Below are 15,930 nucleotides of genomic sequence, written 5' to 3'. Positions count from 1 at the left end.
AGCACATGCTTGAGTCTTTTTTGTTTCAACGCTTGTGTTAGAACTTCATGCGTAACCCAGCACCGTAGCTGGTCACATTCGTGTAATTCGAAGCGCTTGGATATTTATCACCTGAAAAGTGGTTGGTGGTATAAGCCAGATAAGTATCGAAACGCTTGTTCAGTTTATAGTCCAACATGGCGGTCCAGGTATCAATCTTGCCCTGTGAGTTGGTTGAAACGGTAGGGCCGTCAATGGCGTCCGCTTTTGTCAGGTAGTAGCCGATGGAGGTGGTCAGGCCAGCCAGGGCAGGCACGCGTTGCGCAAAGTCAAAGTTGGCACCCAGGTAATATACATAGTTATCCTGTTTGTAGCCTGGTTTCAATGCCGAGTTAGCTACGCCACCAAACACGGTTTGATCATAGATAGAGTGATAATCAATCGAGCGTGAGGAGGATGGTTGTAATTGATACCACTCCGCACCACCAATGATTTTCAGGTCTTTGGTCGGCATCCATCTGCCGGTCAGCAATACCGCCTGAGTGTTATATAGGGATACTGCAATAGTGTCATTGGCCAAAGGATTGCCAGCGCCAGCAATGCCTGACTTCACTGAATCAAAAAATCTGTCATAAGCCAATTGCACGCCGAATGCGCTGCTTTCGTAGCCTAATTGTGTGGTGTAGCCGTTGCCGTGCGAGGTGCCTGCTGAGTTACCGAACTGGTTGATCACGGCGTAATTGATTTTGTCATGGCTTTCCAGCTCGTAAGTATTTGCATACTTGATGGAGTTTTTCATGCGTGAGTTTTCAGATACGCCACCACCACCACCCACGGTGCCGCTCTCACCCAGTGGTGAAAAGCTGTCGGCCTTACCGTTAGGATCATAGGTCACGGTGATTTCAAAGAACGGGTTGTATTGCGTACCATAAGTCAATTTACCCCATGAGCCAGCATCAATCCCTGCCCAGGCTTGGCGGGTAAACAATTCACCGTTCATGGATGAGTTGGCGCTGACGCTGGAGTTGGCATTGGTGCCGGAGTTATCAGCCAGGGTTTGTGCAGCATCGTGCAGTTTCATGTCCAGCGTATTAAAACCGGCTTCCAGTTGGTAGATAAACTTGAAATCGTGGTCCCATGCTTGCAGCTTGGCGACCTCACCTTTAAAGCCCAGGCGTGAACCTTGCCAGCCGCCATTCACCCAGTTAGTTCTTGAGGTGGTTCTGTCTGTCTTTTTTGCACCTGAGTAAGGGTAGAAGTTGTTTGCTAACTCATAGTTCTCAGGCAGAGAGTGATTGATATGGGTCAGGCCGATATCGACCAGGCCATATATCTGGAAGTAAGAAGGATGGTCGCCCAAATCGAAATTGATGCGGAACGGATTGTCATCATTCATGAAACGGGACACAAGAGAAGGGGATTCTTGTGAAGTCGTGCTGGCTTGGTCTGCTGCCTGGGCTGCGAATGCCTGGCTAATTGCCAGCGGCAGTAAAGCCAGTTTGAAAAAGTGCGCTATGGTCATCTTCTATCCTAAAAAGCGGTGTTTCGGGTTGTTTCAAGACACGCATTTTCAATCTGGTAGATGAAGTTTAAATGACAACCGGCTTACATGAAACTTACAAGGTGAAAGATACGCTGCTGACATGGCGCGGGAATCAGCCGTGATGCCATTGGCAATCACGGCTGGCGTGTGGTATTGCTAGGCCCAGAGCGGCTTAGAACTGGTGTGTGAATTGCATGCTGAGGATGTCGGCACTGCCGTCATATTTACCTGCAATAATTCCTTTGCCAGGCGCAGGGCTTTGCTGATCGTCATAAATGCGCGCTTCTTTGATAAAAAGATGCGCGTAGCCGACGTCAAATTTAGTCTGCGGACTATATTGCCAGCTGGCGCCAAATGACAGCCAAATGCGGTCATTGCCAGGAATACGCGGTGTTCTGTGATTGTTATCAATGGCCTCTTCATCATAAGCAACACCGGTACGCAGTTTTAAGGTGTCTGTGTAACGATAGTTGACGCCCAGAGAATAGCGCAGCGTGTTGTTCCAGTGTTCTTGGGTTGAGCCTACTTCTGTATTGGAGCCATTGTCACGCATGATTGTGAGTGTCTTGAATTGGCTCCAGCGCGTCCAGGTCACGTCCGCCAGTAAATCCCAACGGTCGTCCAGGTGGCTAAAGCTACTGAAGGAGAGCGTTTCGGGAAGAGTTAAGTCTGCTGTGATATTGGTATTTAGTGTCCGTATTGGATTGCCATTGGCCAAGGTGAAAGGGGATGTGGCTTCGCCTTTCAGGTGTTGTTCCACTTTTGAACGGAATGCCAAACCTAATCGGGTGTCAGGGGTGACTTGGTAAATAGCCCCCAGGTTGTAGCCAAAGCCCCAATCGTCGCCCTTATTTTTGACTGATGATTCCGGTAGCCCCAGAGTGGAAAGATTGACTGCGCTGGTGAGTTCGGCCTGTGCCCACATGGCTGAGACGCCAACACCAAATGACCATTGGTCATTCAGTTTCCATGCTAGAGACGGGTTGATATTAATGGTCTTTAGCTCGGACTTGACTGCCTGGAAGCGACCCAGCCAGTTTTTGTCATATTCAGTTTTGAGGCCAAATGGCGTACTGATACCTAAACCAAACTTGAATCGTTCGTTGAGATCTTGTTTGTAAAACAGGTTGGGGATGGCCGCGAGGCTACCAACATTTCCACCTTCTCCTCCGCGTGCATAAGCTGCGACATGTGTACTGTTTTTGTCATCAAAATCACCATTGGTCTTGATCAGGTGCAAGGCGCCGACCATCTGGCGACCTTCAAGGTAAGTCATGCTAGCCGGGTTAAAGAAAATGGTGCTCGCATCTTCTGCAATGGCTGAAGCACCGGCATAGGCATTGCCTAGGCCGCTTGCGCCTTGTTCAAACAGGGCGAAGCCCGCTGCTGTACTGTTGAGGTGATAGCCTGACAGTGCCAGGCCGACCAGTAGGTAAGATGGTTTGAAACGTAACATGTGTTCCCCTGAACGCTCTCTGTGTGACTTGTTGTTATCTGTGTGATTGCAATGCTATTTATCTAGGTTTAAGTATCCAGGCTAACTTTATGAGTGTTAGCTTTCGGCCCCGGCAATTTTACGAAAAACAGTTGGAATGCTTTCTGGAAATTCGGCCATAAACGCTGTTGTCTGGCTGGCAGACAAGGCTGCACTAAATAAATAGCCTTGTACATGATGGCAAAGTTTGTATTGCAAGTATTCAAACTGGATCGCACTTTCTACGCCTTCAGCAACGACTTTTAAATTGAGGCTCACTGCCAGTGCAACCAGGGCATCCACAATAGCAATATCGACCTTGTCTTGCGGAATGCCAGCCGTAAATTGCTTGTCAATTTTGAGGATATCGACCGGCAACTGCTTCAGGTAATTCATGGATGAGTGACCGATGCCAAAATCATCAATTGCAATGCCTATACCCAATTGTTTGAGTGAATAAAGAATTTGTTTGGCCGATTCAATGTTGCGCATGACCATGGATTCGGTAATTTCCAGGTTAAGTGTGCGTGGCGAGACGTGGTAAAAATCCAGCGCATGGCGGATAGTGTCAGACAAGCTGTCATCATCCAGTTGTCGTGATGAAATGTTCACGTTCATGAACAGGTCAGGGTCAAACATTTCTTGCCACATGGACAGTTGCTTTAGCGACTGGTGGATCACCCAGGCGCCTATGCTGATGATGAGTCCTGAGCCTTCTGCCAGGTTGATAAACTGGTCTGGCGTCAGCAAGCCTTTGCTTGGATGGCGCCATCTGAGCAGTGCCTCAAAGCCGATGGTTTTGAGTAGCTGGGTATGGATAATCGGCTGGTAATACAACTCCAGCTCCTGATTCTGCAAGGCAAAATGCAGCTCTTCACGCAGGTTGCGCAACTCCGAGGTATTAGCCTCATCCGTTTCGCTATAAAAGCGGTAGGTATTACGCCCGGCATCTTTGGCCTGGTATAACGCCACGTCGGCATTCTTCATGACTTCGGTTTTGGAGTCAAAGCCGGGCCGCAGCTGTGCAATCCCAATACTGACCCCGATGTGGATTTCATGGTCATCGACGATAAATTGTGCAGAAATGGTTTGGATAATCCGTTTGCATACCTGCTCTATCAGATTGCGCGCAGGCGCATCCAACAGGATGGCAAACTCATCTCCACCCAGGCGGAAAATGGCATCTTCCTGTGACATATTGCCGCGCAGTCTGTGCGCCACCTGCTGTAATAGCTTGTCGCCGGTGTTGTGGCCAAAGGCATCGTTGACGATTTTGAAACGGTCCAGGTCCAGTAGCAGCAGGTAAACGTGTTTGCGGTCATCCAGCGGGGCGGTGATCTTGCGTGTGATGGCTTCTTCAAACGCGTGGCGGTTCAATAACTGGGTGTTTTTATCATAGTGCGCTAAAAACTGCAGTTTCTCTTCAATCACCTTGCGGTGTTCCAGTTCGGCTTGCAGCCGGTCATCCCGTTGGCGGATGCTTTCCAGCATGTTGTTGATATCATGGCTCAGCATGCCGATTTCGTCGGCGCTGGTCACTTTGATACGCTGGTCGTAATGGTGATTGCGCGTGATCTTGCTGACGAAGCTTTGTAGCGCGTGAATCGGATCGACAATATTGCGGTTCAGTCGCCACATAATCAGGCAGCCTGCCAATGCCGCTGCTAGCACGGCAATGGCATTCGACCAGGCAAAGCCGATTAATACATCGACAATTTGTTCCTGCTTGATAGTGGCATGCAACGTGCCTACGGTTTTATCATTAACGACAATCGGCGTCGAGACTTCCATGTCGGTAAAGTAGGGATACAGCCATTGCCAGCCTGCCGGGTTTTGCGGGTGCTCAGGATGCAGGCTTTGCAAGGGTTGTTGTTGCTGATTAAGAATGACGACGCTGCGGATATTCTGGTTATCTGTCAGCGGTTCCAGTGTTTTGGCGGCAGAGCTCACCTCGCCAAACATCACGGCCGGGCCAATCGAGTTTGCCACCACATTCATTTGTACCAGAATGTCACGGATCAGGTGGGAGCGCAGACTGTGGTAATGGCTGCCGAATGCAAAGACAATAAATACCAGCAGCATGCTCAATGTCATCACCAGCTCGGTGAGCAGTAGTTTGTGCGCAATCTTGAGGTGTGGAAGTAGTCTTAACATACACAATCAATTAACAATATTGGTCGCCAGTTTCATCAGTCGCGTGTCAAACACAATGCCTGCCTGTTTGGCCGATGTCAGGTGCAGTGCGAACTGGTAGCGTTTGTCCTGCTCGCTGATTTCCACATGGCCATACTCAGAAAACTTGTTGCCGTTATATACAACGGTCAATACGGACTCTTTCTGGATGATCTGTTGTAATTCTAGCGGCTTTTGTGCGCCGTAGTCCTGAATATATAACAGATTGCAGCGCTTGACGTCGGTTGGCGCTTTCACTGTGACCAAAAATATCTGTAAATTCTGTAATTTTTGCGATTCCAGCGCTGTGGCCTTCAAATGGCCGATGTCTTCTTCAAATGCACATACTGCATAGGTGTCTTGTGGCTGGCGGTTAGGCATCTGGCTCAGCAGGGCCAGGTTGAAAAGTAATTCACTCTTGGTTTCACGGGCTTGTTCAGGCCCCGCTTGCGACAAGCCGCTGGTACCCAGGCCAAGCAAGGGGAGAAGCAAACAGGTCCGGCGCACTGAAATCATATTGGTCTGACTCCATCAGGGTTGGTTGGGATGACCTGAGACGAGGTGAACTGCGGCGCGATTTTCCCGGGCGATTGCATCGGCAACCCTTGTTTCTATCCCAGTTTAAATAACGATTCCTCATCAAGTATCATACCTTGCGCCATGCAATCTACAATCAGCAATTTTGATAAATTCTGTATCAGTTTGATAAGCAAGGCACAACCTTGTTGCGGCGGTTAAATGATGGTCGTGTACCTTGGCTTAATATTGGCTGCGTGCCGTTGGCAGGTGTGCGGCTGGTTTTAAATCAAAGGCAACACAAATGCGCTCTGCTTCGGCGTGAAAGGGAATCGTCCTGTGAAACAGCGACGATGGAAATAACACGATATCACCTACGGCGGGCTTGATGTAGCGGGTGGGGAACTTGTCGTGTAATTGCGGGTACTGGTCACCATGTGTGCCGTATTCGAATGCGCCTTCCTTGGGATCTGCGGTCTCTGGCATGGCCAGGTAAACCGCGCCACTGAGCCAGCCTATTTCATGGATATGGGCATCCAGGTGGCCGCCTTTTTGCATCTTGACATACCATGAGCTGGTGAACTCAAGCGCTTTGGGGAAATGGGAGATTAAGGCGCAGTTGGCCTGCTGGAATTGTGCCTGGTATTGCAGAAACTCACGTTTGACCAGCTCGCCCAGCGTCCTGAAGGCGGTTTCGGGACGTTTGAATAGATTGCCTGCAGATTGCTTGCCATTGGTCAGGCGTGCCTGTTTGCGCTCGGCAATATCGGCTTGCGCAATATTGTCCAGCAGTTCTTCCAGCAAGGGGCTGCCGGGTGCCAGCTCAGGCAGGCTGCGGTGGTAAACAAACGACAGGCCATCCGGGCAAAACTGGTAAGGGTCTGCCTCGCCGTGGTTGAGGCTGTAGTGTGTGGACAGGGTGGCAATAAACGGTGCAGTATGCGGCCCCTGCTTGATAATGTTGTCGCGTAACTGTTTGAACGCCTCGAATTTCTCGGCACGGTATAAACAGTAAAGTACACGGGATTGCCAGTCGTCCAATTGTGAAGCCTCGAAGTGAGGAATCGCTTCTTCGAACCGCTTGGCCAGGTATAAAAACTCGCCCATGTTGTAATTGGCGCCAGGATGCTGTGGATTGCGTTGCAGCGCCTGCTGATAATATTGCACCGCCCTGGTCATATCGCCCTGGTCGCGCCAGGTTTCGCCGAGGTTGTTATAGGCGTCAGTGTAATTGGGGAAGAGTACGATCGCGCGCTCGTAGCTTTGCACAGCGGACTGCAGTTGTCCTTTGTCACGCAATACCGTGCCCAGGTTGAAATGGCCGCGCGCATCTTGTGGCTGGATGCGTAAACCTTGCTGGTAGCTGGCCATAGCTTCATCCAGTTTGCCCTGTTTTTGCAGTACTGTGCCCAGGTTGCCATGCGCCTCAAAAAATTGCGGATTCAGGGCGATGGCTTTACAGTAAGCCTGTTCCGCGGCGGCCATTGCGCCCAGCTGCGTTTGTACAATCGCGTAGTTAAACCACAGCTCTGCGGCTTGCGGGTTGAGTTGCAGGGCCGCTTCATAGGCCTGTGCCGCCTGCGGGTATTGCTGGGCTTGGTCTAGCGCCAGCGCCAGCAGGTGATGCAATACAAACTCTCGCGGGTGTTGCGCTGCTAATGGGCGTGCCCGTTGAATGACAGCAGCAAATTGTCCGTGATTCAGCTGTTGTATCAGCGTATTGATCTCTTGCGAAAGTGGGAGTGCCATCGTGCGAAATTCCAAAGATAGTTACAATTTTGTAACACATCTTACAATTCTGCAATGGTTGTGTGGATTGATTTAGCGCAAAACGCTGCGGATCTATGCTGTTTATCAGGCGCTGGGCGGTTTATGCAGCGCTGGATGGCGCAAATGTATTTTTTACCTGCGCATGATGAGAGAGTTGTTTTAACAGGCGCACGGCAATCTGTGGGTCTTCCTGTAGCAGGTTTTCCATGCAGTCGGCATAAATCTCTATGACCGATGCTTCCGGCGAGGCGACGACTGCGCTGGCTGTGACGGGTTGCGCTGAGAACAAGGCAATGTCGCCAAAGAAGTCGCCATACTGCAGGATGCGCAGTGTTTTTTCACTGCCGTCAGCTTGTCGTTGCGTTAAATGCAAGCTGCCTTCAACCACCATATAGTAGTGATGGCTGGTTTCACCCTCTTTGAGCACATAGTGGCCTTGCGTATAGGTCTTGCCGTATTTGCCCATCAATGCCTGTAAATAGTGCTGCTGGTTAGGGATATCTTCAAACAGGCCTTTCAGCAGCAGCACATCTTTTTGCCTCAGCGTGACCATTAATTCTATGCCCACCAGGAATACGGCAAAGTTCAGGTAGAGCCAGCTGATGGAGACAAACATGGCCTTCATGCTGCCAAACACGGCGCCGAAGTTTTTATTCACACTGAGAAACAGGCCGAAGGCCGGGCGCATCAGCATCCACAAGGTGGCCGTGAGCAGGGCGGATAACAGCAAATGGCGCCAGTGCACATTCAGCGGGCAAAAGGTGTGGTAAAAACCGGCAATCAACAAAGTAGTTAAGGCGAGCGATAGCAGCGAACCGACTACATTGATGGAGGCGGATGGCAAATGATTGGCCAGGAACACAATGATGGACTCCAGCACAAACCCAGCCGCGGTGAACAAGAAGAACACCAGCAATACGCCGAGTACGGCGAGCACATCGCGTAACTTTTTATGCCAGAAAGAAGATACGTCATTGCGGCTGGCAATCAGGTGAAAGCTGGCGCGCATATGCGTCGCTAATGGGGTGATGGTCCACAACAATACCAAAAAACCAACTACGCCCCAGGCGGCTTTGGTGCGCGTGTTTTCATAGACCTCTACCATGATGCGCTGGCTGAACTCGGGCAGCAGGTTGCTGGTTAAAATGGCCAGTTTCACAATGGCATAATCAGACGAATACACCAGGTGGCTGATTAAAAAGAAAATCAGCACGATCAGCGGGATCAAGGCAAACAGTGCATAAAAAGACAGCGCGGCCGACAGCCCCATTAACCGGTGCCTGGCCACCCCTTGCCAGGTCGTTTTCAGCACAAACAGTGGCGTGCAATAGCTATAAGCCAGTAATTGCTGCTTCAGGCCTTGCCACTGTGTTTGTAGTGTCGTCCATAACGTCGGCATACATCCCGCTTTCATTGCTGGTGATTGCTAGACGCTGAGTTGCTTGTATTGTTCCGTGGCATTCAACAGTGCCTGGCAAGTGCCTGGCTCCATCGCCGAATGGCCGGCGTCCGGCACCATCACCAATGTGGCGTGCGGTAATACCTGGCTCAACTCCCAGGCGGTTTGTGGTGGGCACACCATGTCATAACGACCTTGCACAATGGTCGTCGGGATGGATTGCAGTTGCTGCGCGGCTGCTTGTAACATTTGATCGCCATCGACAAAGCATAAATGCTGAATGTAATGAATCTGTACACGTGCACGCGCCAGCTCAACCGCGCCATTGACCTCGGCGCTGTCGGCTTTGGAGATCAGGCTCATAATGCTGGATTCAAACGCATTCCAGCGGATGGCAGCTGGAATGCTGATGGCCGTATCGCTGTGAAACACCCGGGTCGCATAGTAATCCAGGACATTTTCCTGGTGGCTGGCTGGCACCACTGCCAGCAGTGTTTGCCAGGCTTCCGGGAAAAATAATGCGACCTGGCCCAAAAACCAATCAATTTCATGCTGTCTGCTCAAAAAGATACCGCGCAATGTCAGGCTGATCACTTGTTGTGCATGGCTGTTTGCGTAAGACAATGCCAGCGTGCTTCCCCATGAGCCGCCAAACACATGCCAGCGGTCAATGTTCAAATGTTGGCGGATCGCTTCTATATCTGCAACCAGGTCTTGCGTGGTGTTGTCTGTGGTCTCGCCTGCTGGCAGGCTGCGGCCACAGCCACGTTGGTCGAACAAAATAATGTGGTAATGCGCTGGGTCGAAAAAGCGTCTTTGTCCCGGATTGCAACCGCTACCAGGGCCGCCGTGCAAAAAAATAACGGGCACGCCGTGCGGGTTACCACATTGTTCAACATAGATTGAATGTAACGAATTGACGTCAATATGTGTATTTGTGAACGGTTGGCATTCGGGATAGAGGTAGAGAGTGTTCATAAATTATTTTCTTAACTGTATGATTTTTAATAGTAATTTATTTTGTTGTCAGCTTGCGGAAAATTAACAAAAAATATTTCGAAATATTTGTAACCGATTTGTAACCAAACTGTTGCAATTGAAAACAAATTGTTCTATATTGCAATCCTCACATGCGGCAAGTGATAAATTCTAAAGCGTTTCAGGAGTTTTTCCCTTGTCTCTGGAGTGAAAAGTATGCGGGAAATTTGGTTTGCCAATCCTAGTGCTGGCAGAATTTAACGTGTACTTAATATTAAACCCTTAGTTCTAACTTTGGAGATCAATATGCAAGTTAACAAAATCAAACTGGCCTTGGGTCTGGTAGCAGCATTGCCATTGGTTGCTTTCGCAGCAGCTGACCAAGAAGCCGCGTTGAAAGATGCCAACAACTGGGCACATCCACGTGGTCAACACAACAACAACGGTTACAGCGCCTTGGCACAAATCAACAAGGGTAACGTTAAAAACCTGAAAGCAGCTTGGACATTCGCTACTGGTGTAAACCGTGGTCACGAAGGTTCTCCAGTTGTTGTGGGCAACATGATGTACGTTCACACAGCTTTCCCAAACAACGTATACGCTCTGGATCTGAACGACAATCAAAAAATCGTTTGGTCCTATTTCCCTAAACAAGACCCAAGCGTTCAAGCAGTTCTGTGCTGTGACAACGTTTCTCGTGGTCTGGGCTACGGCGACGGTAAAATCTACCTGCAACAAAACGACGGTATGTTGGTTGCTTTAGATGCAAAAACCGGTGCTAAAGTATGGGACGTTAAGAACACTGATCCAAAAGTTGGTGCAACTAACACTAACGCTCCACACGTAATCAAAGACAAAGTATTGACCGGTTGCTCAGGTGCTGAGTTCGGCGTACGTTGCTTTATCGCTGCATACAACCTGAAAGATGGCTCTCTGGCATGGAAAGCTTACTCTACAGGTCCAGACAGCGAAGTATTGATCGGTGCTGACTTCAACAAAGAAAACCCATCATACAACGCTCTGTCAGTTTACGAAGATGTAAACGGCGGTAACAAACAAGGTGGTTCTTTCAAAAAACTGGCTAACGACAGCCTGAAAATTGGTGAAAAAGACCTGGGTACACGTACCTGGTTGAAACCACAAGCTGTTAAAGACGGCTGGCAACATGGTGGCGGTTCCGTATGGGGCTGGTGGCCATATGATGCACGTACAAACCTGGTTTACTACGGTACTGGTAACCCATCCGTATGGAACCCAGATGTACGTCCAGGCGACAACAAATGGTCTATGACAATTTTCGCTCGTGATTTGGACACTGGTGTGGCTAAATGGGGCATGCAAATGACTCCACACGATGAGTGGGACTACGATGGTATTAACGAAGTAATCCTGTTCGACAAAGGTGGCAAAACTTACGCATGGCACCATGACCGTAACGGTTTCATCTACACATGGAACGCTCATAACGGTTCATTGGTTGCAGCTGAAAAAGTACACCCATTCGTTAACTGGGCAACTGATGTTGACCTGAAAACAGGTGTGCCAAACAAATTGGCAACTGCTTCTACTCACCAAGACTACAACGCTAAGGGTGTTTGCCCAGCTGCTTTGGGTACTAAAGACCAACAGCCTGCTGCTTACTCTCCAAAAACTGGTTTGGTGTACACACCATTGAACCACGTATGTATGACATACGAGCCAGTTGAGTCTAAATACGTTGCTGGTCAACCATGGGTTGGTGCTACTTTGACTATGTTTGCTGGTCCTGACGGCGTAATGGGTGGCTTCGGCGCTTATGATCCAATGACCAACAAAAAAGTTTGGTACAACAAAGAGAAATTCTCTGCATGGGGCGGTGCTCTGACTACAGCTTCTAACATCGTGTTCTACGGTACTTTGGATCGTTGGTTCAAAGCTGTTGATGCACAAAACGGTAAAGAACTGTGGAAATTCCAAGTTGGTTCCGGCGTGATTGGTAACGCATTCACATACGGCAACAAGGGTAAACAATACGTTGGCGTACTGTCCGGTATCGGCGGTTGGGCTGGTGTTGCGATGAACTTGGGCATGACCAACGACACAGACGCACTGGGTGCTGCTGGTGGTTACAAAGAGTTGACTAAGTACAATGCTGCTCCTGGCGGCGGTGCACTGAACGTTTTCTCACTGTAATTTGAGCTTAGCTTAAGTTACACGTAGTAATACGTTGACTCCTTAACACCCTGCTTCGGCAGGGTGTTTTTTTTCATGAATATCATGATTCAAAAGTGTCGCAATAAAATTAAATGTGTTTTGGCTACAAATGAAAACGCATTCACGATAAGATGATTCAGTTTGTCGTTGGTTGGCAGAACTTTTGTGCCAGGCAAGGCTCCAAAAACGACAGGAAACAATCACAACAAGGATGAAGTCAAAATGAGAACTACATGGAATATACTGGGTGCGTTTGCGATGATGTTTGCCACACAAGGTGTGGTGTTTGCCGAAGAAATTGATATCCCCTCCATCAACCCGGACGAAGGCCGTATCGGTGAAGTACGCCGTGTCGCCGATGAATCCGAGTTTAAGGTCTGTTCCGACCCGGACAATATGCCTTACTCCAATATCAAACTGGAAGGCTTTGAAGACAAGATTGCCAAAGTGCTGGCGGATGATCTGGGTAAAAAGTTGACCTTTCAATATGCCTATAATCGCCAGGGCTTCTTGCGTAACACCATCAATGCCATGCGCTGTGATGTCATTATCGGCATGACCTCTGACTTTGACGGCTTGAGAACCTCCAAACCTTACTATCGTTCCGGCCATGTATTCGTTTGGCGTAAAGACAGTAACTATGACATTAATAACTGGGATTCCCCAGACCTGAAAAAAGGGATTATTGGCATTGTCGATAAAAGCCCAGCAACCATTCCTTTAAACGACTACGACTTGATGACGAATGCCCGTCCTTATCGTTTGCAACGTGACCTGAATTTGCCGACCAGCTTTATTATCGATGACCTGGTGAAAGGTGACATTGATGTCGCTGTGATGTGGGGGCCGATTGCAGGCTATTTTGCCAAGCAGTCCAAGGTGCCGTTAGAAGTACGCATGATTCCTGAGTACAACAAGGTCAACCTCAAAGGCAAGGAATACTGGAACATCTCCGTGGCCGTGCGTATGAAGGATAAAGAGCGTATCAAGATGATCAATGAGGCCTTGGAACGCAATAAAGACAAGATTGATGCGATCCTGAAAGATTACGGCATTCCAACCGTGCCGGTCGTTGAAGGCGACAGTGTGTATAAAAAGTAACACACATGGTGAAAAAGTTTTAAAAACAGACAGTTGCTAATGACAAGGTAAAAGAAACACAGTAGAATCGTGGCCTTGTTTTGAGATGGCTCAGTGAATTATTCTGTAATTTAATTCGGAAATATTCGTCAACCGTTTCTGGAACGATTCGTTAAATGAGCATACGTTAATATTGGTTGGGTCTTGATGTTAACGTCGCTCATTTTGTTTAGGATTAGGAGAAAACATGTTAGGCAACACATTTAAATCAGCATTGTTGATTTCCTTGATGGCTTTTGCCACAGGTGCGATGGCTGATATCACTTTTTCAGCTACTCAAGACGGCTCAACCCTCAACATCGACAAAGCAATGTTCGATACAGATGCTTCAAAAGAGTTTTTAGCGACTGGTAAAAACCCTTACATCGGTAACGAAGAAGCCATTAAAAAAGGCAAAAAAATCTTCAATCTGTATTCTTGCGTAGCCTGTCACGGTGGTAAAGGTGAAGGCGCTGTAGGTCCAGGCTTGATCGGTGCAAACTTCCGTTATGCGAAAAACGCAACTAACAAAGGTATGTTTGAAACAATCTGGCACGGTACTAACGGTGGTATGGGTGCTAAAGGCTTTGGCTTGATGGCTCCAGATGATGGTATCAAACCAGACGAACTGCTGAAAGTGATTGCTTTCATTCGTAGCAATAGCAACGTAGGCATGACAGGTAACGAATAATTCGTTACGAATAAAAACGGTCACTGAGGTGACCGTTTTTTGTTTTTGTGGCACAATAAATGCAGTCGGTTTCATTATAAAAAACAATTAAAAACCGTTTTATTTCAAAGAACATGGATCTTAGGAAAGATGGGGGTAATCATGAGAAGTATGCTTTTAACAACGCTGCTTGCCGCAATGTTGGCAGCCTGTAATAACGGTGGCCAATCTGGTGCGGCAGCGGAAGCCGGTGGTGGTGATATCAAGGCGATTCAGTTTGTGACAACACAAGATGGTCAGCCGATGGAAATTGACCAGAAAATGTTTGATACACCTGCTGCAAAAGAATTTTTGGCGACGGGTAAAAACCCTTATATTGGCAACGAAGAAGCCATTAAGGAAGGCAAAAAAAGATTCAACCTGTTCTCTTGTGTGGCTTGCCACGGTGGTCATGGAGAAGGGGCAGTTGGTCCAGGCTTGATTGGTGAAAATTTCCGTTATGCCAAGAATGCAACCAACAAAGGCATGTTTGAAACCATTTGGCATGGTACCAATGGTGGGATGGGAGCCAAAGGCTTCGGCTTGATGGCACCGGATGATGGTTTGAAACCGGATGACGTGTTGAAAGTCATCGCCTTTATTCGTAGCCATGCCAAAATCACTGGTAACGAATAACGGTATAATTGAGATGTTGTGCGCGCTTGGCAGTACGGCAGGCGCGCTTTTTTATTGAAGGATTAAGCGTGAGCGTAACAGACGAAAATGATTTGCACCATGTCATCATTGTAGGTGGTGGTGCTGGTGGCCTGGAGTTGGCAACCAAACTGGGCGATTCTCTGGGCAAAAAGAAAAAGGCCAGAATTACGCTGATTGATGCCACCAGAACCCATGTATGGAAGCCATTGCTGCATGAGATTGCAGCGGGCAGCATGGACCCGGATCGTCATGAGCTGGAGTATCTGGCACAAGCGCACTGGCATCATTTCAAATTCCGTCTGGGCCGCATGGATGGCCTGAACCGTAGCACACGTGAAGTGCTGCTGGCGCCTGTGCATGATGAAGATGGTAACGAGATTATTGCGCGTCGTTCGTTCAAGTACGATACCTTGATTATTGCCGTCGGTAGTACGACCAATGACTTTGGGATCAAGGGTGCGCGCGAGTTTTCAATTGCGCTGGACACCCAGTCACAAGCACAGAAGTTCCACCGTTATCTGCACAATGCCCTGTTGCGTGCACAAACTCAGCCTGAGCCACTCAAACCAGGTCAACTGGAAGTGGCGATTGTGGGTGCGGGTGCCACCGGGGTTGAACTGGCTGCAGAATTGCATAATACGACGCGTGAGTTGGCGGCGTATGGTCTGGATAAGATTGATGCGGACCGCGATGTGAAAATCTCACTGATCGAAGCCAGCGACCGTATCTTGCCTGCGTTACCGCCTAAATTATCCTATGCCGTAGACGTTGAGTTGCGTAAGCTGCGTGTCAATGTGTTTACCGGGGAACGTGTGACTGAGGTGTCGTCCAAAGGCATTACGACGCACAGTGGCCGTACCATTCCCGCTGAGTTGGTGGTGTGGGCTGCAGGCATCAAGGCGCCAGATTTCCTGAAGGATATTGATGGCCTGGAAACTAACCGTATCAACCAGTTGGTGGTGAACCAGCATCTGCAAACCACGCGTGACGAGAACATTTTCGCCTTTGGTGATTGTGCGGCGTGCCCATGGCTGGGACACGATACAACCGTGCCACCACGCGCACAGGCTGCGCACCAGCAGTCTTCGTTGCTGGTGAAAACAGTCAAGGCACGTGTGGCTGGTAAAGCACAGTTGCCAGAGTTCCACTATACCGATTACGGTTCATTGGTGAACCTGGGCAAATACTCTACCGTTGGTAGCCTGATGGGCGCAGTAGCGGGTGGCAGTATGTATATTCAAGGCCTGTTTGCACGAGTGATGTATCGTTCGTTGTACAAAATGCACTTGATGGCATTGCACGGCATCATGGCGGTGATTGTGCATACGATTGGACGCATTATCTCCAGGCGTACCGAGCCGCATGTGAAACTGCACTAATTGATGGCAATAAAAAAGGCGCTTCAAGCGCCTTTTTTATTG

Annotated in this window: 12 protein-coding genes; 5 read left to right on the top strand and 7 right to left on the bottom strand. The window is 48.9% G+C overall.

Annotated elements, in window-relative coordinates; translation table 11 throughout:
* Window positions 1-37: 37 nt before the first annotated feature.
* From INP79_RS14370 to pip, 7 genes are all read right to left on the bottom strand, one after another.
* Entirely contained in the window at window positions 38-1,501 is a 1,464-nt protein-coding gene (locus INP79_RS14370) for a porin (protein ID WP_194754901.1), read from the bottom strand.
* 193 nt (window positions 1,502-1,694) lie between these two features.
* Window positions 1,695-2,978, bottom strand: a complete 1,284-nt coding sequence (locus INP79_RS14365; protein ID WP_194754900.1) for an OmpP1/FadL family transporter — start codon at window positions 2,976-2,978, stop codon at window positions 1,695-1,697.
* 96 nt (window positions 2,979-3,074) lie between these two features.
* A complete protein-coding gene (locus INP79_RS14360) occupies window positions 3,075-5,150 on the bottom strand; it encodes an EAL domain-containing protein (protein WP_194754899.1) in 2,076 nt (691 codons plus the stop codon).
* A 6-nt stretch (window positions 5,151-5,156) separates the two neighbouring features.
* A complete protein-coding gene (locus INP79_RS14355) occupies window positions 5,157-5,684 on the bottom strand; it encodes a YfiR family protein (protein ID WP_194754898.1) in 528 nt (175 codons plus the stop codon).
* Between the two features lie 243 nt (window positions 5,685-5,927).
* Entirely contained in the window at window positions 5,928-7,433 is a 1,506-nt protein-coding gene (locus tag INP79_RS14350; protein WP_194754897.1) for a tetratricopeptide repeat protein, read from the bottom strand.
* Window positions 7,434-7,554: 121 nt separating this feature from the next.
* Window positions 7,555-8,853: a YhjD/YihY/BrkB family envelope integrity protein gene (locus INP79_RS14345; protein WP_228520044.1), complete on the bottom strand. Its 1,299-nt coding sequence runs from the start codon at window positions 8,851-8,853 to the stop codon at window positions 7,555-7,557.
* A 27-nt stretch (window positions 8,854-8,880) separates the two neighbouring features.
* Window positions 8,881-9,831, bottom strand: a complete 951-nt coding sequence (gene pip, locus INP79_RS14340) for a prolyl aminopeptidase (RefSeq protein WP_194754895.1) — start codon at window positions 9,829-9,831, stop codon at window positions 8,881-8,883.
* Window positions 9,832-10,137: 306 nt separating this feature from the next.
* Between pip and INP79_RS14335 the strand changes: the two genes are divergently transcribed.
* The 5 genes from INP79_RS14335 (at window position 10,138) to INP79_RS14315 (ending at window position 15,888) form a co-directional block, all read left to right on the top strand.
* Window positions 10,138-12,003 (top strand): PQQ-dependent dehydrogenase, methanol/ethanol family, encoded by a 1,866-nt coding sequence (locus INP79_RS14335; protein WP_194754894.1) that lies wholly within the window; start codon window positions 10,138-10,140, stop codon window positions 12,001-12,003.
* A 243-nt stretch (window positions 12,004-12,246) separates the two neighbouring features.
* Window positions 12,247-13,125 (top strand): quinoprotein dehydrogenase-associated putative ABC transporter substrate-binding protein, encoded by an 879-nt coding sequence (locus INP79_RS14330; RefSeq protein WP_194754893.1) that lies wholly within the window; start codon window positions 12,247-12,249, stop codon window positions 13,123-13,125.
* Window positions 13,126-13,351: 226 nt separating this feature from the next.
* Complete coding sequence (locus INP79_RS14325) at window positions 13,352-13,834, top strand: cytochrome c (protein WP_194741320.1); 483 nt, start codon at window positions 13,352-13,354, stop codon at window positions 13,832-13,834.
* A gap of 177 nt (window positions 13,835-14,011) precedes the next feature.
* A complete protein-coding gene (locus tag INP79_RS14320) occupies window positions 14,012-14,488 on the top strand; it encodes a cytochrome c (RefSeq protein WP_370583287.1) in 477 nt (158 codons plus the stop codon).
* A gap of 68 nt (window positions 14,489-14,556) precedes the next feature.
* Window positions 14,557-15,888, top strand: a complete 1,332-nt coding sequence (locus tag INP79_RS14315; protein ID WP_194741321.1) for an NAD(P)/FAD-dependent oxidoreductase — start codon at window positions 14,557-14,559, stop codon at window positions 15,886-15,888.
* The last annotated feature ends 42 nt before the right edge of the window (window positions 15,889-15,930 follow it).

This window comes from Methylophilus sp. QUAN, assembly GCF_015354445.1.
Classification (GTDB): Bacteria; Pseudomonadota; Gammaproteobacteria; order Burkholderiales; family Methylophilaceae; genus Methylophilus.
The sequence above is the reverse complement of the archived record's forward strand: the minus strand, read 5'-3'. Positions and strand labels throughout refer to the sequence as shown.